Genomic DNA, 26,699 nt, shown 5'->3' with positions numbered 1-26,699 from the left:
CAGCGCGCGACCACCCGCAGAGAACTCCGGCGGGCGGCGGCCGCCCGGAGGAAGCAGGCGGTGCGTCGGCCGATCGCCATCGCAGGGACCGTCCTGCTCGCCGTCGGCGGCCTGGCGCTCACCCCCCAGCTCGCTCTCGCCGCTCCGGGAAGCCCCGGAGTCCCGTCCGACCCCTACGTGATCGGGCATGAGGACTTCGAGAACGGAACGGGCGCGACGGCGACGCGGATCGCGGACTATGTGAACGCGGGCGGCGCGGGCTATTCGACGGACGAGTTCTGGGGCCGCCAGAGTCAGTGCAACGGGGTGATCCTGCAGTACGAGAACACACAGTTCCCGTCCGGGTTCTGCCAGGGGTTCAGCGACCGCAACCGCGACCGGGTCACCCAGGTGAACGTGCGTCGCCTGGCGGATGTGCTGGGTCAGGTGGGTGCGGGTGTGCAGGGGAGCCAGGACCGGAACACACCGGTGAACGGCTCCACCGCGGAGACTCGTCAGAACAGCGCGGTCGCGGAGTGGACCTTCTGGGAGAACGGCAACCCGAATGAGACGGTCCTGCTTTCCGACCCGTTCACCCTGCCGGTCGCGCAGGGTCAGCGCTACTACTCCATCTCGATCGACGTCGCCGAGGTCTCCTGCGACTATCAGGGGGGTCAGAACAACTCGCGCCTGGACGCGTTCCTGCACTATGGCGACGGCTCGGTGATCGCTATGAACAAGGAGCCGATCCGGGCGTGCACCGACCCCGATGTCGCGTACTACACCTCGCCCGATCTTCCGGGCGGATGGGATTCCGGTGGTGCCTATGTCGCTGCGGGCCGGTTCTACTCCGACTCTGCGGTGCTGCTCTCGCCGGAGGACTTCCAGAACGTGCAGGTGCAGGTGAAGAACCGCATCGGTGCGGCCAGCGGCAACGACTTCGCGATCGACAACCTGATCCTGCTCGACGCGACGCCGCAGCTGGACAAGTCCTTCTCGCCGGAGACGGTGAAGCCGGGTGAGCCGGCGACGCTCACGTTCACCGTGACGAACTCCAGCGACTTGGCGGAGAAGAACGGGTGGAGCTTCACGGACGCCCTCGACGAGGGGCTGGTGGTCGCGGACGAGCCGAACATCGGCGGGACCTGTCAGGCCGACGTGAATGCGGCGCCGGGCAGCAGCGAGATCGTCATCGCCGACGGGGTCCTCGACTTCATGGCGGAGTCGTGCACGATCACGGTCGACGTGATCGCACAGGATCAGGCTGAGAGGTCCAAGACGTACTCGAACGGTCCGGGGAATGTGACCCAGAACGGTCTGAACCCTCCGGGTGACAGCACGTTGACGGTCGAGGACGAGGCGCCGGCGGCGACGGACGACGAGTCGCGGGGCAACCCGCAGGGTGAGCCGGTCACGGTGAACCCCCGGGCGAACGATGCCGGGGCGCTGGATCCGTCGACGGTGAACATCACGGACCCGGCGACGGGTGAGCCGACGAAGCGCCTGGAGGTCCCGGGTGAGGGCGTGTGGGTCGTGAACGACGACGGCACGATCACCTTCACGCCGGAGGACGGCTTCACGGGCAACCCGACGTCGATCGCGTACACGGTGGAGGACGAGTACGGGGAGCAGACCGGCGCGAACATCATCGTGACGTACGTGCCCGAGGCGCAGGACGACGAGGACCTGGACAACCCGCCGGGGATGCCCGTGACGGTGGACGTGCTGGCGAACGACTCGGACAATCTGGATCCGTCCACGGTGAACATCACCGACCCGAACACGGGCGAGCCGACCAAGGAGCTGGTGGTTCCGGGTGAGGGGGTGTGGGTCGTGAACGACGACGGCTCGATCACGTTCACGCCGGAGGAGGGCTTCCCCGGCAACCCGACGCCGATCGACTACACGGTGAGCGACACGGACGGCAACGAGGTCGGCGCGAACGTCGTGGTGACCTACCTGCCGGTGGCGAACGACGACGAGTCGCTGGACAACGAGCCGGGCACGCCGGTCACCCTGGACGTGCTGGAGAACGACTCGCCCGATCTCGACCCCTCGACGCTGAACATCACGGACCCGGCGACCGGTCAGCCGACCAAGCGGCTCGCGGTCCCCGGCGAGGGCGTCTGGACGGTCAACGACGACGGCACGATCACGTTCACGCCCGAAGAGGGCTTCGACGGTGAGCCGACGCCGATCGCGTACACGGTGGGGGACGCGGACGGCAACGAGACCGGGGCGAACGTCCGCGTCGGATACCTGCCCGCCGCGGAGGACGACGAGGACCTGGACAACGAGCCGGGCACTCCGGTCACCCTGGCGGTGCTGGGCAACGACACGGACGACCTGGATCCGTCGACCGTGAACATCACCGACCCGAACACGGGTGAGCCGACGAAGCGTCTGGTGGTTCCGGGTGAGGGGGTGTGGGTCGTGAACGACGACGGCTCGATCACCTTCACGCCGGAGGAGGGGTTCCCCGGAGACCCGACGCGGATCGCGTACACGGTGAGCGACACGGACGGCAACGAGACCGGGGCGAACGTCGTGGTCACGTACCTGCCGGTGGCGAACGACGACGAGTCGCGCGGCAACGAGCCGGGCACCCCGGTGACGGTGAACGTCCTGGAGAACGACTCGGAGGACCTGGATCCGTCGACGCTGAACATCACGGACCCGGCGACCGGTCAGCCGACCAAGCGGCTCGCGGTCCCCGGCGAGGGCGTCTGGACGGTGAACGACGACGGCACGATCACGTTCACTCCGGAGGACGGCTTCGTCGGCGACCCGACCCCCATCGGATACACGGTCGAGGACGCGGACGGCAACGAGACCGGGGCGGACGTCGTGGTCACGTACCTGCCCGCGGCGCAGGACGATGAGGACCTGGACAACGAACCGGGGACGCCGGTGACGGTGGATGTGCTCGCGAACGACTCGGACAACCTGGATCCGTCGACCGTGAACATCACCAACCCGGCGACGGGTGAGCCGACGAAGCGCCTGGTGGTCCCGGGTGAGGGTGTGTGGGTCGTGAACGCGGACGGCACGATCACCTTCACCCCGGAGGACGGCTTCACGGGCAATCCGACCCCGATCGCCTACACGGTCGAGGACAACGACGGCAACGAGGTCGGCGCGAACGTCGTGGTGACCTACCTGCCGGAGGCGGCCGACGACGAGTCGTTGAACAACCCGCGCGGCGCCACGGTGACCGTGCCGGTGCTGGACAACGACTCCGACAACCTCGACCCGTCGACGGTGAACATCACCGACCCCGACGGCAACCCGGTCAAGGCCCTGGAGGTCCCCGGGGAAGGCGTCTGGACGGTGAACGACGACGGCTCGATCACCTTCACCCCGGAGGACGGCTTCGCGGGTGACCCGACGCCGATCACCTACACGGCGGAGGACGCCTCGGGCAACCAGGTCGACGCACAGGTGATCGTCACCTACGTGGACCCGGAGGCCAAGGACGACGAGTCGAAGGGCAACGAGCCCGGCCAGCCGGTGACGATCCCCATCCTGGAGAACGACGAGGGCGACCTGGATCCGTCGACGCTGAACATCACCGACCCGACCACGGGTGAGCCGACCACGCGGCTCGAGGTCCCGGGCGAGGGCGTGTGGACGGTCAACGACGACGGGACGGTCACATTCACGCCGGAGGAGGGCTTCTCCGGTGACCCGACGCCGATCGCCTACACGGTCGAGGACACCGAGGGCAACGAGACGGGCGCGAACGTGATCGTCACGTACCTTCCGGAGGCCGTCGACGACGCGTCGCGGAACAACCCGCAGGGTTCGACCGTGACGGTGCCCGTGCTGGACAACGACTCCGACAACGTGGACCCGTCGACGGTGAACATCACCGACCCCGACGGGAAGCCGGTGAAGGAGCTCGTCGTTCCGGGCGAGGGCGTGTGGACGGTCAACGACGACGGCACGATCACCTTCGCGCCGGAGGACGGCTTCACGGGCAATCCGACCCCGATCGCGTATACGGTCGAGGACGAGGAGGGCAACGAGGTCGGCGCCGAGGTGATCGTCACCTATGTCCCCGAGGCCGCGGACGACGAGTCGCGGGACAACGCCCGCGGCGCCACGGTCACGGTGCCGGTGCTGGACAACGACTCCGACAACCTCGACCCGTCGACGGTGAACATCACCGATCCGAGCACCGGCGAGCCGGTGAAGGAGTTGGCGGTCCCCGGCGAGGGCGTCTGGACCGTGAACGAGGACGGGTCGATCACCTTCACGCCGGAGGAGGGCTTCGCGGGCGACCCGACGCCGATCCGATACTCGGTGCAGGACCGGGACGGCAACACGGTCGACGCGCAGGTCATCGTCACCTACGTGGACCCCGTGGCGCAGAACGACGAGTCCAAGGGGAACACGCCGGGTCAGCCGGTGACGGTCCCCGTCCTGGACAACGACGGCGGCGCGCTGGATCCGTCCACGCTGAACATCACCGACCCGGACGGGAACCCCGTGAAGGAGCTGGTGGTGCCGGGCGAGGGTACCTGGACGGTGAACGAGGACGGCTCGATCACCTTCACCCCGGAGCCCGGGTTCAGCGGCAACCCGACCCCGATCGGCTACACGGTCGAGGACACCGAGGGCAACCCCACCGGGGCGACGCTCGTGGTCACCTACCTTCCCGAGGCGGCGGACGACGAGTCGCGGAACAACCCCCGCGGTGAAGCGGTCACGGTGCCGGTCCTGGACAACGACTCCGACAACGTGGACCCGTCGACGGTGAACATCACCGACCCGGACGGGAACCCGGTGAAGGAACTGGTGGTCCCGGGTGAGGGCACCTGGACGGTGAACGAGGACGGATCGATCACCTTCACCCCGGAGCCCGGGTTCGAGGGCGATCCGACCCCGATCGCCTACACGGTCGAGGACGCGGACGGCAACCAGGTCGGTGCCGAGGTCATCGTCACCTACCTGGATCCCGACGCCGACCCGCGCGGGCGCGACGACCGGTCCGACGGCAACCGTATCGGGCAGCCGGTCACCGTGCCGGTGCTGGGCAACGACGACGGGGCGCTCGACCCCTCGACGCTGAACATCACCGACCCGGACGGGAAGCCGGTGAAGGAGCTGGTCGTCCCCGGTGAGGGAACGTGGACCGTGAACGACAACGGCTCGATCACGTTCACCCCGGAGCCCGGATACACCGGCAACCCGACCCCGATCCAGTACACGGTGGAGGACCAGGACGGTCGGGAGACCGGGGGGAAGGTCACCGTGACCTACCTGCCGGAGGCGTACGACGACGCGTCGCTGAACAATCCCTGCCGGGCTGCGACGACCGCGGCGGACGGTACGCTGGTCGCGCAGGCGGCGGGAGCGACGACCTGCGGCCCGGTGACGGTGGACGTGCTCGGCAACGACTCCGACAACGTGGACCCGTCGACGGTGAACATCACCGACCCGGACGGGAATCCGGTGAAGGAGCTCGTCGTCCCCGGCGAGGGCACGTGGGCGGTCAACCCCGACGGGTCGATCACCTTCACGCCGGAAGAGGGCTTCTCCGGCAACCCGACCCCGATCCGGTACACCGTGAAGGACCCGTTCGGCAACGAGGTCGGCGCCGAGGTGGTCATCACCTACGTCCACGACCCGGAGGCGCCGGAGCCTCCGCGGGCCCACGACGACGTGTCGCGGGACAACCCGTGGGGTCCGGTCATCGTCAGCCCGCTGGAGAACGACGAGGGCGAGTTCGACGTCCCGAGCCTGGAGCTCGTCGGTCCCGACGGCACGGGCACCAAGGAACTGACCGTTCCCGGCGAGGGCGTGTGGATCGTGAACCCGGACGGCACCGTCAGGTTCATCCCCGCCCCGGGCGCCCCCCAATGCCCGACGCCGGTCGCGTACCGCGTGACCGACGTCAACGGGAACCAGACCGGCGCGACGATCTCGATCTGCTTCGTGGATCGGCCCGGGGGCTCGCTCCCGGTCACCGGCCTCGGTGCGGAGGTCGGGATCGCGGGACTGGCGGGGCTCGCCCTGCTGGCGCTGGGGGGAGGCGCCTACCTGATCCGCCGTCGCCAGACGCTGTAGCCGCCTTGCAGCGATCGTCCGGCGGGGCCGGAACGGAAGCGGTGGCCCTTCGGGGTCACCGCTTCTCGTTCTTGCGCGTTCCGTCGGCCAGAGCGCTCGGCGCGACAGCGCAGGCAAGCGCAGTGGCCGAGGGAGTAATCCAGCGTCCTCAGGCGAGCGAGAGGAAGAGCTTCTCCAGTTCCTCCTGCCGCAAGGCCGCCTCGTCTTCCGGCGCGGTCAGGCACTCCTTGAGGGCGGATGAGATGACGAGGAAGCCGGCGCGGTCCAGCGCCTTCGACACAGCGGCGAGCTGCTGCACCACGTCTCGACAGGGAGCATCGTCCTCGACCGCTTGCAGCACGGCGGTGAGCTGCCCTTGCGCGCGCTTCAGCCGGTTGACGACCCGCCGCTTCGCCTCGGGATCGTGGGCGAAGACCTGGGGTTCGCGCTGTGTCTCGGTGCTCATGCGAGGTCCTTTCGGCATCCGATCACGCCCACTATACCCCTGGGGGTATAGTGGGCGTGGTCTCCCTACATACCCGGGGGGGTATCCAGAAGAAAGGAAGTCCCATGTGTCGAGCCGTCCGCTGCCGGACCTGCGGGAAGACGACCTGGACCGGATGCGGTCAGCACGTCGCGAGCGTGAAGGCATCCGTTCCGGCCGCACAGTGGTGCAACGGGAAGCACGCGCCGGCGGAGATCCGCGACCCGGAACGCCCCGCCGGCCTCCTCGCCCGGATCTTCGGTCGATGAGTCGGTCGGCGGCGGCCAGGGCCGCACGCGAGAGAGGACAGTGGACATGAGGATCGTCATCGTCGGGGGAGTCGCCGCCGGGATGAGCGCGGCCGCGCGGGCACGCCGTCTGGACGAGGAAGCCGAGATCGTGGTGCTCGAGCGCGGCGACCACGTCTCCTTCGCCAACTGCGGCCTGCCCTACTACGTCGGCGGTGAGATCTCCGAGGAGGACGACCTGCTGCTGCACACGCCCGCCTCCCTGCGCGCGGCGCTGGACCTGGACGTGCGCGTGCGGCAGGAGGTCGTCGGACTGGACGCCGCGGCACGCACCGTCGCGGTGCGGACGCCGGGAGCGGCCGACGGGCGCACGGAGGAGATCGCCTATGACGCCCTGATCCTGGCGCCCGGCGCGCTGGCGATCCGCCCGCCGATTCCCGGGCTGGGATCACCCCGCGTGTCGACGCTGCGCACCGTGGGGGACGCCGTCGCGCTTCGGGACGCCGTCGAGGCGGGCGCGCGACGCGCCGTCGTGCTCGGCGGCGGCTTCATCGGCATCGAGGCGGCCGAGAACCTCCGCGCTCGGGGCCTGGCCGTCGATGTCGTGGAGCGGGCGCCGCACGTGCTGCCGATGCTCGACGCCGAGATCGCGCATCCTGTTGCCGTCGAACTGGAGCGGCTCGGGATCACGGTGCACGCCGGCGTCGAGGCGAATAGGATCGAGCAGGGCGAGGAGTACGACGTCGTCGTCCTCTCGGACGGCAGCCGCGTCACCGCGGACCTCGTCGTCCTCTCGGCGGGAGTGCGTCCGGACACCGCGGTGTTCGAGGCGGCAGGAGTGGCGTGCGAGCGCGGCGCGATCGTCGTGGACGAGCACGGGCGCACGAACCTGCCCGGAGTGTACGCGGCAGGCGACGCCACGGCGGTCATCGACGCCGTGACCGGCGTCCGTCGTCCCGTCGCACTTGCGGGCCCGGCCAACAGGGCGGGACGGCAGATCGCCGACCACATCATGCGTCCGGATGCCGCACGGCCCCTGCCTGCCCCGGTCGGCACGGCGATCGTGCGGGTCGGACGCCTCACGGCGGCCACGACCGGCGCCGGCGCTGCCGACCTGGCCCGCGCGGGGATCGCCGCGCACACCCTGCACCTGCATCCGACGCAGCACGCCGGGTACTTCCCCGGTGCGTCGCCGCTGTCCATGGCGGTGCGGATCCGCGAGGGGGACGGTCGGATCCTGGGCGCCCAGATCGTGGGTGGCGACGGCGTCGACAAGCGCATCGACGTCGTCGCCACGGCGATTCGTGCCGGGCTCGCGGTCGGCGATCTCATCGACCTGGACCTCGCGTACTCCCCGGTCCACGGCAGCGCGAAGGACCCGGTCAACCTGGTCGGGATGGTGGGCGCGAACGTGCTCGACGGCACGCTCGCCCTCTGGTACGCGCAGGAGTGGGGGACGCTGCGGGAGACGGCGTTGATCCTCGACGTGCGCTCCCCGGAGGAGTACCGTGCGGGGCACCTCCCCGGAGCTCTCCTGATCCCGCACACCGAGCTCCGCGGACGGCTCGACGAGGTGCGCGAGGCCGCGGACGGACGGCCGGTCCGCGTGCTGTGCGGCTCCGGGGTCCGCTCGCACATCGCGCACCGGGTGCTGACCCAGGCAGGGATGGATTCGGCGTCCCTGTCCGGCGGGATGCGCACGGTCGTGAGCGTTCTCGGCGCCGACCTGCTGGAGCGGACGGACGCCGAGGGGGTGGCATGAACGAGCACTCTGGCGACGCCTCCTCCGTGCATGGCGTGCCCACGAGGCACGGTCATGCCGATCCCGAGCCGCCCCCGTTCGGAAAGCGCTACTGGGAGGATCACTGGGCCCGTGCGGGACGACGCGCGCCCGCCCCGGCCAACCCCTACGTCGTCTCGGCGACGGCGGATCTCCCGCCGGGCTCGGCGCTGGACGCCGGCTGCGGCGTCGGGGCTGAGGCCATCGCGCTGGCCGAACGCGGCTGGAAGGTGACCGGGGCGGACATCTCCCCGGCAGCCCTCTCGACGGCACGCGCGAGGACAGAGGACGCGGCGGCGCGGATCGAGTGGGTCGACGCGGATCTGACACGGTGGGAGCCCGAACGCACGTGGGACCTCGTCGTCACGAACTATGCGCATCCGGACTCTGGGCAGCTCGCGTTCTACCGGCGTCTCGCGTCGTGGGTGGCGCCCGGCGGCAGCCTGCTCGTCATCGCGCACGCGGCCGGCGGCGGGCACGGGCATCACCCGGTGGAGGCGCTGGCGAGCGCCGAGGGCGTCGCGGGGGTCCTTCCGTCCGACGAATGGGTCGTCGACTTGAGCGAGGAGCACGACCGGGAGGTGGCCCGCGGGGCGCAGACGCTCCGGTTACGGGACCTGGTCGTGCGCGCCCGTCGCCGTTGAGGCCCCGGGCCCCGCGGCCGTCTCATCCGTCGGCGGGTGACGCGTCCTCGACGAGGCGGTCGATACCGGCGATCAGGATCGCGACGCCGGTGTCGAGCGTGTACCGGGGGCTGTGCGCGGCGTCGAAGGTCTGGCCCACCGTGGTGCCCACGCGCCCCGAGACGGGGTAGTCCGCGTCGGTCATCAGGCGATCCAGCACCGGGGCGACGATCGCCCACCACTCGGCGTCGGCCATGCCGGAACGGCGCTGCACCTCCACGTCGCTCCGACTCGCCCGGGCGGCGCCGGCGACAATGTTGAGCAGCGTCGTCAGCGACGCCTCCATGTCGAGGTCGGACAGTCCGATGCCGTCGAGGACGCGGATCTCGGCCTCGTACTTGCGTGCCGCGTGGGGTCCGAGCCCGATCCGCGTGTCCTGGACGTCGAGCAGCCAGGGGTGTCGGGCGTAGAGGCCCCACGTGTGTTCCGCGATGACGCGGAGTCCGGCGCGCCAGTCCCCGGCCGCGCGCGGGTCGTCCTCCGCGTACAGCTCGGCGTAGACGGCGTCGATCATGAGGGCGGTCAGGTCGTCCTTGCCCGGCACATGGTTGTAGAGCGCCATCGTGCTCACGCCGAGGCGCTCGGCGACGTTGCGCATCGACGTCGCCCCGATGCCCTCCTGGTCGGCCAGTTCGATCCCTGCTCGCACGATGCGCTCCACCGTGATCCCGGATCGTCCCGGACGAGGATGGTGCCCCCACAGCAGATAGAGGCTGCGCACGAGGTCGGGCTCGGACTTCCGCTCCGTCGTCACGCTGCTCCTTCCTGCTTCGCGATCCCTCTGTCACGTCGACAGGATCACGCTATCCCACGGGATAACGTACACCGTACGTTTTCGTGCTACCCTCTTCTGTGCGCCGTACATAACGGTGCACGGAAAGGGGTGAGGATGTCGAACGACACGGCGATCCTGCTGGAGGGGGTCCGCAAGACCTTCCGGGGATCGAAGGCGGGTCCTGTGCTGGACGGACTTGACCTTCAGGTCGCACGCGGGGATGTGCACGGGCTCCTCGGTCCCAACGGGGCGGGTAAGACGACGGCGGTCCGCATCATGACGACGCTGCTGAGCCCGGATGCCGGGAGTGTGCGCGTCGTCGGGGCGGACGCCGTGCGCCAGGCCGCCCGGGTCCGCGCGCGAATCGGTCTGGTAGGACAGCACGCGGCGGTCGACGAGGCGCTGACCGGGAGGCAGAACCTCGTGATGTTCGCTCGGCTCAACCGCTACCGGCCGAGGACCGCCGCGCGGCGCGCCGACGAGCTGCTGGAGCGATTCGGGCTTGAGGAGGCCGCCGGCCGTCAGGTGAAGACGTATTCCGGCGGCATGCGGCGACGGGTGGATCTCGCCGCCGGCCTCCTCACGGCTCCGGAAGTGCTGTTCGTGGACGAGCCGACGACGGGGCTCGACCCGGGTGTCCGCCAGGAGGTGTGGAGCGCGATCAGGGACCTCGTCCGGGGCGGCACCACTGTTCTGCTGACCACCCAGTACCTGGAGGAGGCGGATCAGCTCGCGACCCGGATCTCGATGCTCGGAGGTGGGCGTGTGGTCGCGGAGGGCAGTCCTGCGCAGCTCAAGGCGCGCGTCGGCGACGACTGGCTGGAGGTCGCCCCCGCCTCCCCCGCCGACATCGGTGCGTTGCGGGTCGTCCTGGACGCGTGGTCTTCCGGCGAGATCACCGAGGAGGACGGCATCGTCCGCGTGCCGCTCGTCGACCGGGCGACGTCGCTGATCGGCGCGTCGGCCGCGCTGCGCGACGCCGGTCTCGGCATCCGGGACATCGCCGTGCGCACGCCGACCCTGGACGAGGTCTTCCTTCAGGTCACCGGTCGCTCCGATCGGAGGCCCGGGGGCGAACCCGTCTTGGAGGCCGTCGTCGACGACGAGGAAACCGCGCCGCTCGCCCAGGAGGGAGCCCGATGAGCGCCCCCGCCCCCGCCCCCGCCCCCGTTCTGCCGGACGCCTCGGAGTCGTCCTTCGCCCGAGCCGTCGCCGACACCTGGACCATCACGCGCCGGGACCTCCAGCACTGGCGCCATCTTCTCGGCGCGCGCGTGTTCGGATGGCTGTGGCCGATCATCCTCATGGCTCTGTTCCTCGGGCTGATCGGCGGAGCCCTGAGCGGCGAGGTCGGCGGACGCTACATCGACTTCGTCATGCCCGGTGTCCTGGCGATGACCGTCTTCCTCGGTCTGGAGGGCACGATGGCCGCCGTCAGTCAAGACGCCTCACGCGGGATCACGGACCGTTTCCGGTCCTTGCCGATGAGCGGGATCGCAGTGGTCGGCGGCAGATGCGTCGCGGATCTCCTGGACTCATTGATCACCCTGGGGGTCGTGGTCGCCGGAGGCCTGCTGTTCGGCTGGCGGCCCGACACCACCGTGCCGCAGGCGCTCGCCGTCGGCGGGCTTCTCCTCCTGCTGCGCGTCGCGATGCTCTGGGTCGGGATCTTCGTGGGACTCAAGGCGTCGACCCCGGAGGCGCTCATGCCGGTGAATCTCCTGGTCTGGCCGATCCTGTTCTTCTCCAGCGTGTTCGTCGACACCTCCACGATGCCGCGGTGGCTCGGCCTGATCGCGGAGGCGAACCCGCTTTCGGCCACCGCCACGACGGTCCGCGGGCTCCTCGGTGCCCCTGTGGTCGGAGGGGAGGGGTGGCTCGTCGACAACGCTCCGCTGCTCGCGATCGTCTGGCCGCTGCTGATCATCGCGGTCTTCCTGCCGCTCGCCGTGTCGTCGTACCGGCATCTTCGCCGCTGAGCGCGCCCCTGTGCTCCGTGGAATCGTCCGCGGAGCACAGGGGCGTGAGCGCACTCCTCCGGGCGTACGCGCTGGTTCGACGGGATCGGTATGCACTCCTGTCGGTCGGTGACGTGCGTCGCCGCCGGAAGGGATTCGTGTTCGTTCGGACGGCCTGCTCGCCGCGGGGACGGTGCTCCTGCTGTTCGCCCTTGACCTGATCCACCGGGCGCTGAGCGAGCGCAGCGAGACGAAAACGTCCTCGGCCCGGTTCAGGCTGTCAGGCCGTGCGCCTCGGCGACGGCGGGCACCGTGATGCGACCGTCGCGGACGTTGAGACCCTTCGCGAGCGCGGCGTCGTCCTCGGCGGCACGGTCCCAGCCCTTGCCCGCGATCGCCGAGACGTAGGGGAGCGTGGCGTTGGTGAGTGCGCGCGTCGCCGTCTCCGGCACCGCCCCCGGCATGTTCGCGACGCAGTAGTAGATCGAGTCGTGCACGGCGAAGGTGGGGTCGTCGTGGGTGGTGGGGCGCGACCCCTCGAAGCAACCGCCCTGGTCGATCGCGATGTCCACGAGCACCGAGCCGGGCTTCATGCCCGCGACCATCTCGTCGGTGACGAGCTTGGGCGCCGCGGCGCCGGGGATCAGCACCGAGCCGATCACGAGATCGGCGGTGGCGAGCTCCTCGGCGATGGCGTAGCGGCTCGAGGCGCGCGTCTGCAGCGCCCCGCCGTAACGGTGCTCGAGCTCGCGCAGGCGAGGGAGCGAGATGTCGATCACGGTCACCTGCGAGCCCAGGCCGAGCGCGTTCGCCGCGGCGTGCTCGCCGGCGACGCCGCCCCCGATCACGACCGTCTTGGCGCGCGGGGTGCCGGCGATGCCGCCGAGCAGCATGCCGCGGCCGCCGTTCGAGCGCAGCAGCGAATAGGAGCCCATCGTCACCGACAGGCGGCCGGCGATCTCGCTCATCGGCACGAGCAGGGGCAGGCTGCGATCGGGCAGCTGCACGGTCTCGTACGCGACGGCCGTCGTGCCCGCCTCGACGAGGGCAGTGGTGAGCGCGCGGTCGGCGGCCAGGTGGAGGTAGGTGAACAGGGTGAGGTCGGAGCGCAGGAAGCCGTACTCCTGCGCGATCGGCTCCTTCACCTTGAGCAGCAGGTCGGCCGCGCCCCACGCCTCCTCGGCGGTGTCGACGATCTCGGCTCCGGCGGCACGGTACGCGTCGTCGGCGATGCCCGACCCCCGTCCCGCCCCGGACTGCACCAGCACCCGGTGCCCCTCGTGGACGAGCCGGTCGGCTCCGGCCGGCGTGAGCGCGACCCGGTTCTCGTTGTTCTTGACCTCGGTGGGGACAGCGATCCTCATCGATCCTCCTGACGGCGATTTTGTCGTCGCATAGCATCGCAAGAAAACGCGCACGAGTACACATTCTCCGCAGAACCTTCGACATACGCAGCGTATCCGGAAGAATCATTCGCATGGATGACTCTTCTGGGGAAATGACGCCGAACCCTCTTCGGGCGCCCGCGCTGGATGCCGTCGATGCGCGGATCGTGGACCTCGTGTCGACGAACGGGAGGATCACGAACGCCGAGCTCGCCGCGCGGCTGGGCATCGCGCCGTCGACCGCGCACGCGCGACTCCGGTCGCTCACGGAGCGGGGCGTGATCACCGGCTTCCACGCCAGCGTGGACGAGAAGCTGCTGGGAGCCGGACTTCAGGCGATCATCGGGGTGACGCTGCGTCCCGGCGCCCGCCGCGAGAGCATCGTCACCTTCGAGGATCGCGTCCGTGCGCTGCCGCAAGTGATCCAGATGTTCTTCCTCGGGGGTCACGACGACTTCCTGCTCCACATCGCGGTCGCCGATTCCGAGCAGATGCGCGCGTTCGTCGTCGATCACCTCTCGGCGCAGAGCAGCGTCGCCTCGACCCGGACGAGCATCATCTTCGACTATCACCGCAACTCCGTCGCCGCCTCCTTCTGAGCCGCCGCGCGCGGTTCGGCGCGTGCGGCTTCAGTCGGCCGGCCGCGCGGCCGCCACGGCGGCACGGATCTCGTCGTGCGGGAGCGCGAAGCTCGCGTGGCCGTCACGGCCGACCATGTCCCGTGCCGCCACCAGCGCATTCATCACGGCCTCCTCCGTCGCCTCGACCACGGCCGCGTACAGCGGGTCGATCGCCCCCCACGGCGTCGCGGCGATGGTCGTCACCGGGCGTGTCTCGCCCATCGACGAGCGGAGCCCGTCGGCGTCCGCGGTCGAGAAGGCCAGGAAGATGTCGCCGGAGAAGTGCCCGCCCGTCGTCCCGGTCCTGGCCAGGCCCAGCGGAACGCGTCGGGCCAACGCCGCGCACTGCGACGGGAGGAGCGGGGCATCCGTGGCCACCACGGCGATGACGCTGCCCGCACCGGGCGCCGCGGCGACGCGGGCGTCATCGGCGTCCAGCCAGGGCTCCGCCGCCATCGGGCACGGCGCGGCCGAACCTCGCCCGAGGTCCATGCCGCGCAGCCGCAGCTCGTGACGGGCGCCGAAGTTCGCCTGGAGCAGCACCCCCACGGTGCGCGGCGCGCCGAGCACGTCCACGACGCGCGAGGCCGTGCCGATCCCGCCCTTGAACCCGTAGCAGTTCATCCCGGTCCCGCCGCCGACGTTCCCCTCGCCGACCCGCCCGCCGACGGCGACGTCGAGCGCTCGCCGGGCGTGCTCCGGGCGGACGTGCCCGCCGTTGATGTCGTGCAGGTACCCGTCCCAGGTCTCTCCGACGACCGGCAGCATCCACCGGTTGGCGAGCCGCGGCGCATGATCGGCCAGCCAGGAGTCCATGCCGCTGTGGCAGGCGCCGACCGCGTGGGAGGACGTGGTGATGATCGGCGTCTCCAGCAGGCCCGACTCGTCGATCCAGGCGCGCCCGGTGAGCTCGCCGTTGCCGTTGAGCACCGCCGTCCCTGCGGCGCACGGTGCGTCCAGCGCCGCCTTCCCGCGGGGAAGCACCGCCGTGACACCCGTGCGCACCGGTCCCTCGCCGCGGCGCAGGGGACCGTCCCCCGAGATGAGCGTGACGTGGCCGACCTCGACGCCGGACACGTCGGTGATCGCGTTGACGGGGCCGGGGCGTCCGTCGAACGGGAGACCGAGGTCGCGGGCGCGGGGGGAGGGAGGGGCTGGCTGCATGCGTCCATTCTTGGCGTGCATGGATATTGAACGCAAGTGCAGCATGTGCCAGACGCCCGCAGGAAACCATTGACACCGGCTCTCCGACTCATTTAAATGAGTGTTCAAATTCGTCCGACGTGGAACGAGAGGGCCTCCGATGACCGAGCTCCAGCCTGAGACCGCACGCCCTGGGGTGCAGAGGCTTCCCGGTGGAAGGCTCGGCGTCTTCGCCGTCGTCTGCCTGGTGGTCTCCGCCGCCGCTCCCCTCACCGTCGCCGCCAGCGCGGGCGCCACGTCCTACCGCCTCGGCGGGCTCGGCGGCCCCCTGGCGATGCTCGTGTGCGCCGTCGTGCTGATCTGCTTCTCGTTCGGCTTCACGGCGATGAGCGGCCACGTCACCAACTCCGCGGCGTTCTACGCGTACGTCGGCAAGGGGTTCGGGCGGCCCGCCGGGCTCGGCGTCGCCGCGGTGACGACTTTCGCCTACGTCGTCCTCACCTGCAGCTTCTACGGCTTCATCGGCTTCTTCACGGCCATCGGCATGCGCACGATCTTCGGGATCGAGGTGCACTGGTTCGTGGGCTCGGCGCTCGCCTGGGGCGTGGTCACGTTCCTCGGGCATCGCAGCGCCGAAGCGGGGGCGCGGGTCCTCGCGGTCATCCTCACGGGCGAGGTCGGGATCCTCGTCATCCTGTCCGTCGCCGCGCTCGTCAACGGGGGCCCCGAGCCGATGTCCCTCGGCTCCTACCAGCCGGGGCTCCTGTTCGTCCCCGGCGCCGCGGCGCTCTTCGTCCTCGGGTTCGGGGCGTTCGTCGGGTTCGAGGGGACCGCGATCTACGCCGAGGAGGCCAAGCGCCCGAAGCGGACCGTCCCGCTGGCGACCTACATCGCGGTGGGGTTCCTCGGCGCCTTCTACTCGTTCGTGTTCTGGATCTACACGGTCGCGTTCGGCGTCGACGGCGTGCTCCTCGCGGCGCAGGAGGACGACTTCCAGGACATGATCTTCATCGCCTCCACCACGTATCTCGGCGACTGGGCGGCGAAGGTGATCGCGGTCCTCGTCGTCACGAGCTTCCTGGCCTGCGTGCTCGCGTTCCACAACTCCTCGGCGCGGTACATCTTCTCGCTCGGGCGCGATCGCGTCCTTCCCGCGTACCTCGGCGAGGTCCACCCTCGCCACGGATCGCCGTCGAAGGCCAGCTTGACGGTCTCCTGCATCGCCGCGGTGCCGTTGATCGTCGTCGCGGTCACCGGCGCCGACGTGTTCCTCGTCTTCGGTCTCATCGCCTACGCGATCGGGGTGGCGGCGATCATCTTCGCCCAGGCCGTCGCGGCGCTCGCCGTCGTCGCCTACTTCGCGAAGGACCGCCGCGGACACAGTCCGTGGCGGGTGCTGATCGCCCCGGCGATCGGCGCGTTCGGCCTCACGGTCGCCTGGATCGCGATCGTGGCGAACTTCTCCATCATCAGCGGGCTGGAGGGGGCCTGGCAGAACATCGCCCTGATCCTGCCGACCCCGATCCTCTTCGTCGCCGGCATCCTGCTGGCGAACCGCTGGCGTCGCACCGACCCTGCGCGCTTCGACGGGCTGGCTCAGGACATCGGGACGACGACTATCGTTGTTGACCGTGTCGAGTGAGCGACGACGGCGGGAGCTGCTGGAAGCCGCCATCCGGGTGGTGTCCCGCGGTGACGCGTCCTCGCTGAGCGCCCGCGCGGTCGCGGAGGAGGCCGGGGTGAGCCCGGGCTCCGTCATCTATCACTACGGGGACATGGACTCGCTCGTCAGCGCAGCGCTCGTGAGCGTGATCGAGCAGTACGTGGACCTCCGGCGCCAGGCGATCATGACGGTCACGGATCCGGTGGAGCGGTTGCGGCTGCTCATTGACACCGGTGTGCCCGAGAAGGTCGACGGAGCCCTGCGGTTCATCTATGAGCACATCGACCACGCGCGCACCCATCCGGAACGCGCGTCCCTGCACCGCGCCGTGGTGGAGCGGCAGATCGATCTGTACGAGGCGACGATCGACCTCGGCGTCGCCACGGGCGTGTTCCGTCCGGGGCTGGCGCATCGCCGGATCGCGTCGACGCTCGTGGCTCTCGAGGACGGCTTCGATCTGTGGGCCCTGATCGGGTTCCAGGACCGTGTCGAGGAGCACCGGGAGATCCTGCGCGCCATGGCGTCGCGCCTGCTCGCCGTCACCCTCTGACTCGGAGGCGGCTCCTCGCGCGGGCGGTCCCCGGCTCCACAGGCGGTCGACGGGCGCGGGAGGCGTCCGCCGCCGGGAATCCTCTCTGCGTGGCCGGACCGCAGCAGAGAGGTGCGTCGCGATCCGGCCTTGGAATGCAAAGACGACGTCCGACAAGTGCCGACGGCGAACGCCTGAACCGATTGTATGAAGACACCGGGCTCGGCACCAAGCAACTGGTGTGCAATAAGACAAAGATCGTTCCACTGGGGAGGGAACTCGTCGCACGCCCTGAGCTCGTGCGAAGGTGGGGCGCTCACATCGACGTTCAATCTTGTCTAGTCAACCTTGACTATGTTAGCTTGATCTAGCCATCAACGATGAACGGCCGAGAAGGGACCACCATGGCACTCTCCCCTGCGGACAGGACCCGATTCCGCACTGCCGCCACCCTGACGTGTGTTCTCGCTGCCACCCTGACGCTGGGCGCCTGCTCGTCGGCCCAGCCCAGCACCGGCGGAACCCAGCCTCCGAACGCAGCCGTCGACGCCGACGCCTGCACGAGGAATCAGGATGCGGGCACGATCACCTACATCTCCGGATACGGCTACTCCGCCAGCGCCGGGCAGCTCGACGTCTTCCTCGCGCAGGAGCTCGGCTACTTCGACGAGCTGTGCCTGGACGTGGAGATCAACGCCTCGGGCGCCAACGGTCAGCAGCTCGTCGCCTCCGGGCAGGCGCAGTTCACCGCCCTCGGCTCCGCCTCCGACGTCATGCTCGCGGCGGCGAACAGCAAGAACCTCACGGCCGTCGCGACCTACGGGACGACCCCGCCGTTCTCGATCTTCGGCAACGAGAAGCTCACGAGCCTGAAGGACCTCGAGGGCGGATCGCTCGGCTACTTCATCAACCTCACCCCGATCGCCTCGGCCATGCTGGACAACGCCGGCGTCGACGCGTCGAAGGTCGAGATGATCAAGATGACCAACTACGATCCGACCGTCGTGGTGCGCGAGCAGGTCGACGCCATCGTCGGCTACGCCTCGAACCAGCCGCAGTCCCTCAAGGCACAGGGGCTCCCGTTCAGCGAGTTCCTCCCCGAGGACGAGGGCGTGGAGGGCACCTACAACGTCATGGAGGTCAACTCCCGGTTCCTCGCCGAGCACCGCGAGGTCGCCGCCGACTTCATGCGCGCATCCCTCAAGGCCCTGCAGTACTGCCTCGACGAGTCCGACGCCTGCATCGACACCCTCGCGAAGCTCGCCGAGGACAACAACCAGGGCGCCGCCTTCCCGCGCGACCAGCTCGCCCGCACGTGGGCCGTGGAGTCGGAATGGGTGCGCAACAGCAAGGGCGGGAACCCCGGCGTGCAGACCGAGGCCATGTGGGAGCCGGAGTACGCGCTGGTCGAGAAGTACGGGAACGTGAAGTCGGTCCCCGAGATCGCCGAGATGATGGACGCCGACCTCGTCGCCGACCTCTACGACGGCGACGCGCTGATCTGGCCGGAGGCCGGCAAGTGACCGGGCAGGGCGCGGGCGTCGAGGTCCGCGGCGTCACCAAGTCCTTCGGGGTCGACGGGCGCCGGGTCACGGTGCTCGACGACGTCAGCCTCACGATCGGGATGGGGGAGTTCGTCTCCGTCATCGGACCGAGCGGCTGCGGCAAGTCGACCCTCCTGAAAGTGGTCGCGGGCCTCCTCGACGCCGACTCCGGCAGCGTCACGATCGACGGAGAGAGCGTCACGGCGGCCTCGAGGGACAAGAAGATCGGGCTGGTGCCGCAGTCCCCGGCGCTGCTTCCCTGGAAGACGGTGCTGGAGAACGTCCAGCTTCCGCTGACCGTGAACCGCCGGGGGAACGGGGCGGGCGGCGGCGGGTCGCGGACGCTCGGCAACGCCGAGACCCTGTTGTCCACGTTCGGCCTCGGCCACGCGATGAAGAAGTACCCGGGACAGCTCTCCGGAGGCATGCAGCAGCGGGCGGCGATCGCACGGGCCTTCGTCTTCGATCCCGCGATCATGCTGATGGACGAGCCGTTCTCGGCCCTCGACGAGATGAACCGTGACCTGCAGCGGATCGCCCTGCTGGAGTTCTGGCAGTCCAACCGCAAGGCCGTGATGTTCGTCACCCACTCGGTGCCCGAGGCGATCATGCTGTCCGATCGCATCGTCGTCATGGCGGCCCACCCGGGCCGGATCGCCGAGATCATCGACGTGGACCTGCCACGGCCGCGCACCGAGGACGCATACGCGACGGATGCGTTCCGCGACCTGGAGAAGACCGTGCGCGGTGCGCTGCGCGCGCAGACGGAGAAGGCGCATGTCTGAGATGACCATCCGAGACACGACGGCGACGCTCGCCACGGCCGAGGCCCGCGGGAGGGGACCGCGCCGGGGCGTCCCGCCGTGGCTGCGCTGGGGCGCGTGGGTGCCCACCCTCATCACGTTCGCGATCGCGGCGCTGCTGTGGCAGATCGTCGCGGCGACGAACCCCTACGTGCTCCCGAGCCTCGGCGACATCGGGGCCACGCTCGTCGAGGACGCCCCGATGTACGGGTCGAACTTCCTCGTGACGCTCCTGGAGGTCGTCGTCGGGGCGTCGGCCGGGATCATCGCTGGCTTCCTCCTCGCCGTGGTGATGGCCGAGTTCCAGATCATCGAGCGCGCCGTGATGCCGCTGGTCATCATCGTCATGGTGACGCCGATCGTCGCCATCGCGCCTGCGCTCGTGGTCGCGTTCGGTTTCGGCATGGTGCCGAAGTTCATCGTGACGGGGCTCGTCGTGTTCTTCCCCATGCTCGTGAACTCGCTCGCCGGCCTCCGTGACGTCGACCAGCGCGCCCTGGACGTCTTCAAGACGCTGCACGCCAGCCGCTGGGAGATCTTCCGCGAGCTCCGCTTCCCCGGCAGCATGCCCTACGTGTTCGCGGGGCTGCGCATCGCCCTGCCGCTCGCGGTGGTCGGCGCCGCCGTCGCGGAGTTCGTCGCGGCCGGCCAGCAGGCCGGGCTCGGATCGCTCGTGACCACCTCGGCGGCGCAGGCCAACCTGCCCGTCACCTGGGCCAGCATCGCCCTGCTGTGCGTGCTGGGCGTCCTCCTCATCGTCCTCCTCGCCCTGGTGCGCAAGCGCGTCCTGTGGTGGAGCGAAGGAGAGGTCACCGCCAAGGGCTGACCTCGCCGTCCGGATGCCGATCCGGGGACGCCCGTCCCCGGGTCCGTCCGGCGTGCCCCGCACATGCCCCCGACGGGGCCGAACAACACAGAAAGGCACGACCATGGCCACGCAGCTCAAGCTCGGACTCTTCGAGAACGCGCAGGCGAACGACTCCGGGACCGCCACCTGGCGCCACCCCGACAACGGCCGCTACCTCTTCGACCGACTCGACTACTGGCGGGACACCGCCCGCATGGTCGAGGACGCCGGATTCGACTTCCTGTTCCTCGCCGACGCCTGGGGGTGGGCGGACGTCGCCGGCGAACGCCCCGACATCTGCTCCGTGGAGGGGCTCGACCTCCCCCGGCTGGACCCGGCGATCGTGCTCGGTGCGCTCATCCCGGAGACCACGCGCCTGGGCCTGGTCGCCACCGGCTCGACGCTGCTCGAGCCGCCCTACGCCTTCGCCCGCCGGATGGCGACCCTCGACATCCTCTCCGGCGGACGCATCGGCTGGAACATCGTGACCACCGGCACCGCGGACACCGCCGTGCAGGGCTTCGGCGTGCCGATGGTCGGTCACGACGAGCGGTACGCCATGGCCGACGACTTCATGCAGGTCGTCTACAAGCTCTGGGAGCAGGCGTGGGAGGAGGGTGCACTGGAGCGCGACAAGTCCGGGCGCTTCGCCGATCCGTCCAAGGTGCACCGCATCTCCCACGACGGCCCGTACTTCCGCTCGCACGGATACGGCAACACGTCGCGCTCGCCGCAGGGGACGCCCGTGCTCTTCCAGGCGGGGGCCTCTCCGGCGGGGCGCGCCTTCGGCGGCAAGCACGGCGAGGCCATCTTCGTCGGCAGCGGCTCCGTGGAGCAGCTCCGGGCGCACTCGACCGCGATTCGGGAGGAGGCGGTGAAGAACGGCCGGGCCGCGGACGACGTGAAGATCATGTCCGCGTTCTCCGCCGTCGTCGGCAGCACCGAAGAGGAGGCGCGACGCCGGTACGCGGAGGTCGCGGACGCGCAGAACCCGGACGTGACCGTCGCCTCCTACGCATGGTTCACGGGTCTGGACCTCTCCGCCTACGCGCCGGAGACGCCCATGACGGACCTCCGCACGGAGCTCTCGCAGACCCAGGTCGCGCGGTTCGCCGGGAAGACGGTGGGCGACGTTCTCGCGGACTGGCACGCGCACGGCGTGGGCGCACGCCCGATCGTCGGCACCCCGGAGCAGATTGCGGACCGGATGATCGAGCTGGCCGAGGGGGCGGACCTCGACGGGTACCTCTTCTCGCCGGTCATCCCGCCGTCCTCCACCGCGGACTTCATCGAGCACGTCCTGCCGATCCTCAAGGAACGGGGCGCGATCGCCGAGCCGGGAGACGAGCGGCAGACGCTGCGCGAGCGGCTGATCGGCACGCCCACGCCCGCGCTGGCGGACTCGCACGTCGGCTCCTCGTATCGCCGGAGCCCCGCCCTGTCCGAGGCCTGACACGCGTTTCGTCTCGCGGAGACCTGCACTGAGCGAGCGCAGCGAGTCGAAGTGTCGCTCAACGACCGGCACCTCTCCTTCCGGGCGTTGAGCGAGGAGCGCAGCGACGAGTCGAAACGCGCTGAGGCGGGGCAGGGGGCGTTTCGTCTCGCTGCGCTCGCTCAACGGCCGGGGCCTCTCCTTCCGGTCGTTGAGCGAGGAGCGGAGCGACGAGTCGAAACGTGGTGGGCCGGGGGTGGGGCGTTTCGTCTCGCTGCGCTCGCTCAACGACCGGGGCCTCTCCTTCCGGTCGTTGAGCGAGGAGCGGAGCGACGAGTCGAAACGCGCTGACCCGGGGTCAGCGGGCGGGGGAGGCCTCGGCCGGCGTCTCGCCGGCGAAGACGTACTCGCCCGCGCGCAGGCGGTCGAGCAGGGCCAGCGCCCACTCCTTCTCGGCCGTGAGGCGCGCGGTCGACAGGTCGAAGATCTCGCGGACGTACTTCGGCGTGGTCTCCGACCGCAGCGTGTCCTGGACGTGGAAGCCGTTGGCGGTGATGAGCGCGTCGCTCTTGCTGAGACGGTTCTCGAGCCCCGCGATCACCTCCTGCCGGCTGAGCACGAACATGAAGGAGGCGACCGTCATGATCGCCTCCGTGTCGAACGGGGCGACGTTCCAGAGGTTCTCGCGGAGCATCCGCTGGAGCTCCACCTCACCGGTCGGCGTGATCCGATATGTGGTCCGGGCCGGGCGCTTGCCGTCGGCGACGGTGTCGTTCTCGGCGATGTAACCATCCACCTCCAGCGCGCGCAGGGCGTTGTAGATCGATCCGGGCTGGATGTGCGCCCACTCGTCGATGTGCCACGTCATCAGCTCGCGGCGCAGGAAGTAGCCGTGCACCGGCTGGAACTGCTTGACCGCTCCGAGGACGACGAGGCGCGTGGTGGACATGGACTCATGCTATCCGGGGCGGTGCGAATCCGTTCAGCTTTGTATGGTCAAGAACATCGCCTTCTTGTATAGTCAAACTTGACGAAGAAAGGATGTCGAGATGACGACCGTCGCGCACGAAACCCTCTCGCAGGACCGCGCCCTGCGCCGGGCCTTCTCCCTCTACCCCACGGGCGTCGTCGCCCTGGGAGCCCGCATCGAGGGGCGGCTCACCGGCATGGCGGTGAACTCGTTCACGTCGGTCTCGCTCGACCCGGCGCTCGTGGCGATCAGCGCGGCCCGCACGTCCAAGACCTGGCCGCTGCTGCGGGACGCCGCCGCGCTCGGCATGAGCGTCCTCGCCGCCCATCAGGAGGCGTTCAGCCGGCGGCTGTCCGCGCGTGAGGGCGACCGGTTCGGGGATCAGGCCCTGCGCGAGACCGAGGGCGGCGCCGTGCTCATCGAGGAGGCCGCTCTGTGGCTCACCTGCCGTCCGCACTCCCGATTCGACGGCGGCGACCATGAGATCGCGCTCTACGAGATCGTCGACGTGACGGTGTTCGACGACGTCGAGCCGCTCGTCTTCCACCAGAGCCGCTACCGCAGCATCGTCGGCGACGCGCCCCGCCCGTGACCGAGGCCGCGCCCGCCATCGTCGGCGTCGTCGTCCCGGGTGACGGGCGGGGTCGACTCCTGGGGTTCCCCACGGCGAACCTCTGCTGCGAGGACGCGGTCATCCCGGCGGACGGGATCTACGCGGCGTGGGTCACCGAGCCCGAGCGGGGCCTGCGGTGGGAGGCGACCGCCAGCGTCGGGACGAACCCCACCTTCGCGGGGGCTCGCCGACGCCGGCTGGAGGTCCATCTGCACGACGCGGACCTGGATCTGTACGGTCGGCGCCTCGTCGTGGACCTCGTCGCGTTCCTCCGCCCGACGCTCCAGTTCGAGGGCGCGGACCAGCTCGTCGCCCAGGCGGTCGACGACGTCCGTCGCAGCCGGCAGGTGCTGTCGATGCACCGGCGGGCGCCCTAGACGGGCAGGGCGCTCATCGTCCGGCGCAGGTGGTGTCGGCGGCGGTCTGGCCGTGGGCGTCGACGGGTACCGCGGTGGTGTGCTCGGCGTCGGCGGGTGTGTCCTCGCCGGTTTCGGTGTCGGTGTCGGTGTCGACCGCGGCGATCTCGTCGGTTCCGGCGAGGGTGATGGGCAGGTCGTCGCGGAGGGCTGCGAAGAGGGCCTCGGTCTGGTCGGGCACGGGCTCGACCCGGTTCGGGTCATCGGGGTATTCCTGCACGGGAAGCTGCACGAGCACCATCCGGGACAGATCCACCCCGGACAGGGCCCCGGCGAGCCCGGCGAGGACCCCCGGATCCGCGAGCGCCTCATCGACCCGCAACGACCGGCTCGCCGCATCAGCAAGAGAGAACAACGCCACCGGATTCGTCAACGTCTGCGCACTCTTCACCTTCCGCGCCAACGCCGACAAATACGTCTGCTGCGTATGGATACGACCCAGATCGCTGCCGTCACCGATCCCGTACCGGGTCCGCACGAACGCCAACGCCTGCTCCCCCTGGATCGTGTGCGACCCCGCCGCCAAATGCAACTGCGAGTCCGGATCATCCACATCCTCCGCCAGACACACCTCCACCCCGCCGACCGCGTTGGTGATATCGATGAACCCGTCGAAGTTCACCACCACGAAATGATCCACATCGATCCCCGTCAACTCCCGCACCACCTCCAACGTGCAATACGGGCCGGTATCGAACGCACTATTGATCTGCGCGACCTCCACCGCCGGCTCCACGTCCCCATCCGCCGTAGTGCACTCCGGAAACGGCACCATCGTGTCCCGCGGCAGACTCACCAACGTCGCATCCGTATGCGCCGCGTTCACGTGCAACAGCATCAGCGTGTCCGACCGATCCCCCGCGATGTCGTCATCCCCATACGACCCGCTCGTCAACCCGTCCCGCCCGTCCGACCCGATGATGAGCAGATCGATCGGCCCCTCCCAATCCGGGACCACCACACCCTCACCCCCCGGACGCGCCACCACGTTCGCCGCGATGTTGCCCGACACTCGCAGCACCGTCGCCACCGCAAAACCACCCACCGCGACCAGCGCCACCACCAACGGCACCGCGACCAACAACACCCGACGACGACGCCGACGCACACGACGCTCATCGCGGTGCGATGCCCGCGGCCGCTCGGGTTCGGGCGAGGGGGAGGGGGCAGCGGGCTGGGGCAGGGAGGGGCGTCTCATCGGCAGGCCGTTCGTCGGTGATCGTCGCACGGGGCGCGGATCCTCGACAGGCCCGCGCCACCGCTCCGCGGGGGAAGCTCCGATGCTCTCATCCGCAGCGCGAGGGACGCTGAGCTTTCCCTGGAAGGACACCGCCGAAATGTCGGCTCGCTGATCTGGCGTGCATGCGGCGGCAGGAGCACACTGTCGGTGATGCCGGGGGGATCCGGCCGAGCCGAAGGAGCTGTGATGACGTACCGAGTCGGATACTTCGTGGGGAGCCTGTCCTCCACATCCATCAACCGCGTGCTGTCCCGGGCGCTGATCCGGCTGGCGCCGGACGACCTGGAGTTCCACGAGATCGGGATCGGCGGCCTGCCGCTGTACAGCTCGGACTTCGATGCCGACTACCCGGCGGAGGGTCGCGAGCTCAAGGCGGCGATCGAGTCCAGCGATGCCGTGCTGTTCGTGACGCCGGAGTACAACCGCTCGATCCCGGGCGCCCTGAAGAACGCGATCGACTGGGCCTCCCGTCCCTGGGGCCAGAACTCGTTCGATCACATCCCGGCGGCGGTGATCGGCGCCTCGATCGGCGCCATCGGCACGGCCTTGGCGCAGCAGTCGCTGCGCAGCGTCCTGTCGTTCTGCAACGCCCGGCAGATGACGGCGCCGGAGGCGTACATCCACTTCAGCCCCGAAGTGTTCCTCGAGGACGGGACGATCACGAAGCCCGACACGGAGGAGTTCCTGAGGGCCTACATGGCCGAGTTCCGCGAGCACATCGAACGCGTGCTCACCGTGCTCCCGCGTCAGCAGGGGGAGTGACCCCCGGGGGCCCGGTGCGAGCGTGCCGGGGCCGCGCAGCGGCGTCGCCGGGGCGCTTCGCCCGACTCCCCGTCCGCACGCCCCGGTGCCACAATGGGCGCATGGCGGGCGGGGGCGGTGAGGAGCTCGAGTCGGCACGCGTGGCGCGCGTGCTGCGCGAGGAGATCCTGCACGGCGACCGGGCGCCGGGGTCCCGCCTGATCGAGCGGGACATCGCCGCGGCGCTGGGGGTGAGCCGTCTTCCCGTGCGCGAAGCGATCCGCAAGCTCGGCGCCGAGGGGATCGTCGTCTCGCGTCCGCGCTCGTGGGCGACGGTCCGGATCTTCACCGAGCGGGACATCGAGGAGCTCGGAGAGGTGCGTGACGCCCTCGAGGGCTTCCTGTTCGTGCTCGCGGCCCGCCGCCACGACGAGCCCGGACTCGCGCGTCTGCGCGCGGTCATCGAGGCCGAGCGCGCTGCGGCCCTGCGCGGCGACCACGCCGGCGCGCAGGACGCGGCGGCGGAGTTCCACCTCGCAGTCACCCGTCTCGCGAACAACTCCGCGTTCGACGAGATCGTCTCCGGCACCCTGACCCGTCTGCGGTGGGTCTTCGGTCAGCACGACGACCTCGGCGGCATGGTCGACGAGCATGAGGCGCTGTACGAGGCGATCGCCGCGAGGGACGAGGCACTCGTCCGCGAGCGGATCACCGATCATCTGCGCCGCGGGCGCGTGCAGGCGATGCGTCGCCTCCAGGCCCTCCCCGTCGAGCGATGACCGCGCCGTCGGGCGC

The 26,699-nt window shown here is 70.0% G+C and carries 22 protein-coding genes; 16 read left to right on the top strand and 6 right to left on the bottom strand.

Features of this window, described 5'->3' with window-relative positions:
• Nucleotides 1-60: 60 nt before the first annotated feature.
• Nucleotides 61-6,051, top strand: a complete 5,991-nt coding sequence (locus K8F61_RS10630; RefSeq protein ID WP_231818979.1) for an Ig-like domain-containing protein — start codon at nt 61-63, stop codon at nt 6,049-6,051.
• A gap of 148 nt (nt 6,052-6,199) precedes the next feature.
• Here the strand turns inward: K8F61_RS10630 and K8F61_RS10625 are convergent, their stop codons facing one another.
• Entirely contained in the window at nt 6,200-6,496 is a 297-nt protein-coding gene (locus K8F61_RS10625) for a metal-sensitive transcriptional regulator (protein WP_231818978.1), read from the bottom strand.
• 333 nt (nt 6,497-6,829) lie between these two features.
• Here K8F61_RS10625 and K8F61_RS10615 point away from each other — a divergent pair, with 333 nt between their 5' ends.
• Complete coding sequence (locus K8F61_RS10615; RefSeq protein WP_231818976.1) at nt 6,830-8,524, top strand: FAD-dependent oxidoreductase; 1,695 nt, start codon at nt 6,830-6,832, stop codon at nt 8,522-8,524.
• Complete coding sequence (locus K8F61_RS10610; protein ID WP_231818975.1) at nt 8,521-9,186, top strand: class I SAM-dependent methyltransferase; 666 nt, start codon at nt 8,521-8,523, stop codon at nt 9,184-9,186. The genes K8F61_RS10615 and K8F61_RS10610 overlap by 4 nt, the downstream gene beginning before the upstream one ends.
• Nucleotides 9,187-9,208: 22 nt before the next feature.
• Here K8F61_RS10610 and K8F61_RS10605 read toward each other — a convergent pair whose 3' ends face one another.
• Nucleotides 9,209-9,979 carry a TetR/AcrR family transcriptional regulator gene (locus K8F61_RS10605; protein ID WP_231818974.1) on the bottom strand — a complete coding sequence of 257 codons (771 nt, stop codon included), beginning with the start codon at nt 9,977-9,979 and terminating at the stop codon, nt 9,209-9,211.
• 135 nt (nt 9,980-10,114) lie between these two features.
• On the opposite strand from K8F61_RS10605, the gene K8F61_RS10600 reads away from it, so the two are divergent.
• Both K8F61_RS10600 and K8F61_RS10595 read left to right on the top strand, forming a co-directional pair.
• Nucleotides 10,115-11,143 (top strand): ATP-binding cassette domain-containing protein, encoded by a 1,029-nt coding sequence (locus K8F61_RS10600; protein ID WP_231818973.1) that lies wholly within the window; start codon nt 10,115-10,117, stop codon nt 11,141-11,143.
• Entirely contained in the window at nt 11,140-11,979 is an 840-nt protein-coding gene (locus K8F61_RS10595; RefSeq protein ID WP_231818972.1) for an ABC transporter permease, read from the top strand. Before K8F61_RS10600 ends, K8F61_RS10595 begins: the two co-directional genes overlap by 4 nt.
• A gap of 251 nt (nt 11,980-12,230) precedes the next feature.
• Here the strand turns inward: K8F61_RS10595 and ald are convergent, their stop codons facing one another.
• Complete coding sequence (gene ald / locus K8F61_RS10590) at nt 12,231-13,322, bottom strand: alanine dehydrogenase (RefSeq protein WP_231818971.1); 1,092 nt, start codon at nt 13,320-13,322, stop codon at nt 12,231-12,233.
• Between the two features lie 134 nt (nt 13,323-13,456).
• On the opposite strand from ald, the gene K8F61_RS10585 reads away from it, so the two are divergent.
• Nucleotides 13,457-13,942 (top strand): Lrp/AsnC family transcriptional regulator, encoded by a 486-nt coding sequence (locus K8F61_RS10585; RefSeq protein WP_231818970.1) that lies wholly within the window; start codon nt 13,457-13,459, stop codon nt 13,940-13,942.
• A 30-nt stretch (nt 13,943-13,972) separates the two neighbouring features.
• On the opposite strand, the gene K8F61_RS10580 is transcribed toward K8F61_RS10585, so the two are convergent.
• Nucleotides 13,973-15,127, bottom strand: a complete 1,155-nt coding sequence (locus K8F61_RS10580) for a DmpA family aminopeptidase (RefSeq protein WP_231818969.1) — start codon at nt 15,125-15,127, stop codon at nt 13,973-13,975.
• Nucleotides 15,128-15,266: 139 nt separating this feature from the next.
• On the opposite strand from K8F61_RS10580, the gene K8F61_RS10575 reads away from it, so the two are divergent.
• From K8F61_RS10575 to K8F61_RS10550, 6 genes are all read left to right on the top strand, one after another.
• On the top strand, nt 15,267-16,748 hold the full coding sequence (locus K8F61_RS10575; RefSeq protein ID WP_231818968.1) for an APC family permease: 1,482 nt from the start codon (nt 15,267-15,269) through the stop codon (nt 16,746-16,748).
• Nucleotides 16,738-17,319 (top strand): TetR/AcrR family transcriptional regulator, encoded by a 582-nt coding sequence (locus tag K8F61_RS10570; protein ID WP_231818967.1) that lies wholly within the window; start codon nt 16,738-16,740, stop codon nt 17,317-17,319. The genes K8F61_RS10575 and K8F61_RS10570 overlap by 11 nt, the downstream gene beginning before the upstream one ends.
• A gap of 383 nt (nt 17,320-17,702) precedes the next feature.
• Nucleotides 17,703-18,821 (top strand): ABC transporter substrate-binding protein, encoded by a 1,119-nt coding sequence (locus K8F61_RS10565; RefSeq protein WP_067242941.1) that lies wholly within the window; start codon nt 17,703-17,705, stop codon nt 18,819-18,821.
• Nucleotides 18,818-19,627: an ABC transporter ATP-binding protein gene (locus tag K8F61_RS10560; RefSeq protein WP_231818966.1), complete on the top strand. Its 810-nt coding sequence runs from the start codon at nt 18,818-18,820 to the stop codon at nt 19,625-19,627. Before K8F61_RS10565 ends, K8F61_RS10560 begins: the two co-directional genes overlap by 4 nt.
• The gene (locus K8F61_RS10555; protein WP_067242944.1) at nt 19,620-20,471 is read left to right on the top strand and encodes an ABC transporter permease; all 852 of its coding nucleotides are present in this window, start codon (nt 19,620-19,622) and stop codon (nt 20,469-20,471) included. Before K8F61_RS10560 ends, K8F61_RS10555 begins: the two co-directional genes overlap by 8 nt.
• Nucleotides 20,472-20,574: 103 nt before the next feature.
• Complete coding sequence (locus K8F61_RS10550; RefSeq protein WP_067242946.1) at nt 20,575-21,945, top strand: NtaA/DmoA family FMN-dependent monooxygenase; 1,371 nt, start codon at nt 20,575-20,577, stop codon at nt 21,943-21,945.
• A 337-nt stretch (nt 21,946-22,282) separates the two neighbouring features.
• Here the strand turns inward: K8F61_RS10550 and K8F61_RS10545 are convergent, their stop codons facing one another.
• Nucleotides 22,283-22,873 (bottom strand): PadR family transcriptional regulator, encoded by a 591-nt coding sequence (locus K8F61_RS10545; RefSeq protein ID WP_067242947.1) that lies wholly within the window; start codon nt 22,871-22,873, stop codon nt 22,283-22,285.
• Between the two features lie 100 nt (nt 22,874-22,973).
• On the opposite strand from K8F61_RS10545, the gene K8F61_RS10540 reads away from it, so the two are divergent.
• Nucleotides 22,974-23,486: a flavin reductase family protein gene (locus K8F61_RS10540; protein ID WP_067242948.1), complete on the top strand. Its 513-nt coding sequence runs from the start codon at nt 22,974-22,976 to the stop codon at nt 23,484-23,486.
• Complete coding sequence (locus tag K8F61_RS10535) at nt 23,483-23,884, top strand: riboflavin kinase (RefSeq protein WP_231818965.1); 402 nt, start codon at nt 23,483-23,485, stop codon at nt 23,882-23,884. The genes K8F61_RS10540 and K8F61_RS10535 overlap by 4 nt, the downstream gene beginning before the upstream one ends.
• 13 nt (nt 23,885-23,897) lie before the next feature.
• Here K8F61_RS10535 and K8F61_RS10530 read toward each other — a convergent pair whose 3' ends face one another.
• Nucleotides 23,898-25,010, bottom strand: a complete 1,113-nt coding sequence (locus tag K8F61_RS10530; protein WP_231818964.1) for an LCP family protein — start codon at nt 25,008-25,010, stop codon at nt 23,898-23,900.
• Between the two features lie 336 nt (nt 25,011-25,346).
• Here K8F61_RS10530 and K8F61_RS10525 point away from each other — a divergent pair, with 336 nt between their 5' ends.
• Together K8F61_RS10525 and K8F61_RS10520 are read left to right on the top strand one after the other, a co-directional pair.
• The gene (locus K8F61_RS10525; RefSeq protein WP_217996195.1) at nt 25,347-25,925 is read left to right on the top strand and encodes an NADPH-dependent FMN reductase; all 579 of its coding nucleotides are present in this window, start codon (nt 25,347-25,349) and stop codon (nt 25,923-25,925) included.
• A gap of 101 nt (nt 25,926-26,026) precedes the next feature.
• Entirely contained in the window at nt 26,027-26,683 is a 657-nt protein-coding gene (locus K8F61_RS10520; protein ID WP_231818963.1) for a GntR family transcriptional regulator, read from the top strand.
• Nucleotides 26,684-26,699: the final 16 nt, after the last annotated feature.

Source organism: Microbacterium resistens, from assembly GCF_021172025.1.
Lineage (GTDB): Bacteria > Actinomycetota > Actinomycetes > Actinomycetales > Microbacteriaceae > Microbacterium > Microbacterium resistens.
This window is presented reverse-complemented; position numbering and strand designations above follow the sequence as displayed.

Coding starts and splice junctions, on each gene's coding strand:
- K8F61_RS10625 (WP_231818978.1), bottom strand. CDS start 6,496: ATGAGCACCGAGACACAGCGCGAACCCCAGGTCTTCGCCCACGATCCC.
- K8F61_RS10615 (WP_231818976.1), top strand. CDS start 6,830: ATGAGGATCGTCATCGTCGGGGGAGTCGCCGCCGGGATGAGCGCGGCC.
- K8F61_RS10610 (WP_231818975.1), top strand. CDS start 8,521: ATGAACGAGCACTCTGGCGACGCCTCCTCCGTGCATGGCGTGCCCACG.
- K8F61_RS10600 (WP_231818973.1), top strand. CDS start 10,115: ATGTCGAACGACACGGCGATCCTGCTGGAGGGGGTCCGCAAGACCTTC.
- K8F61_RS10595 (WP_231818972.1), top strand. CDS start 11,140: ATGAGCGCCCCCGCCCCCGCCCCCGCCCCCGTTCTGCCGGACGCCTCG.
- ald (WP_231818971.1), bottom strand. CDS start 13,322: ATGAGGATCGCTGTCCCCACCGAGGTCAAGAACAACGAGAACCGGGTC.
- K8F61_RS10585 (WP_231818970.1), top strand. CDS start 13,457: ATGACGCCGAACCCTCTTCGGGCGCCCGCGCTGGATGCCGTCGATGCG.
- K8F61_RS10580 (WP_231818969.1), bottom strand. CDS start 15,127: ATGCAGCCAGCCCCTCCCTCCCCCCGCGCCCGCGACCTCGGTCTCCCG.
- K8F61_RS10575 (WP_231818968.1), top strand. CDS start 15,267: ATGACCGAGCTCCAGCCTGAGACCGCACGCCCTGGGGTGCAGAGGCTT.
- K8F61_RS10565 (WP_067242941.1), top strand. CDS start 17,703: ATGGCACTCTCCCCTGCGGACAGGACCCGATTCCGCACTGCCGCCACC.
- K8F61_RS10555 (WP_067242944.1), top strand. CDS start 19,620: ATGTCTGAGATGACCATCCGAGACACGACGGCGACGCTCGCCACGGCC.
- K8F61_RS10550 (WP_067242946.1), top strand. CDS start 20,575: ATGGCCACGCAGCTCAAGCTCGGACTCTTCGAGAACGCGCAGGCGAAC.
- K8F61_RS10545 (WP_067242947.1), bottom strand. CDS start 22,873: ATGTCCACCACGCGCCTCGTCGTCCTCGGAGCGGTCAAGCAGTTCCAG.
- K8F61_RS10540 (WP_067242948.1), top strand. CDS start 22,974: ATGACGACCGTCGCGCACGAAACCCTCTCGCAGGACCGCGCCCTGCGC.
- K8F61_RS10520 (WP_231818963.1), top strand. CDS start 26,027: ATGGCGGGCGGGGGCGGTGAGGAGCTCGAGTCGGCACGCGTGGCGCGC.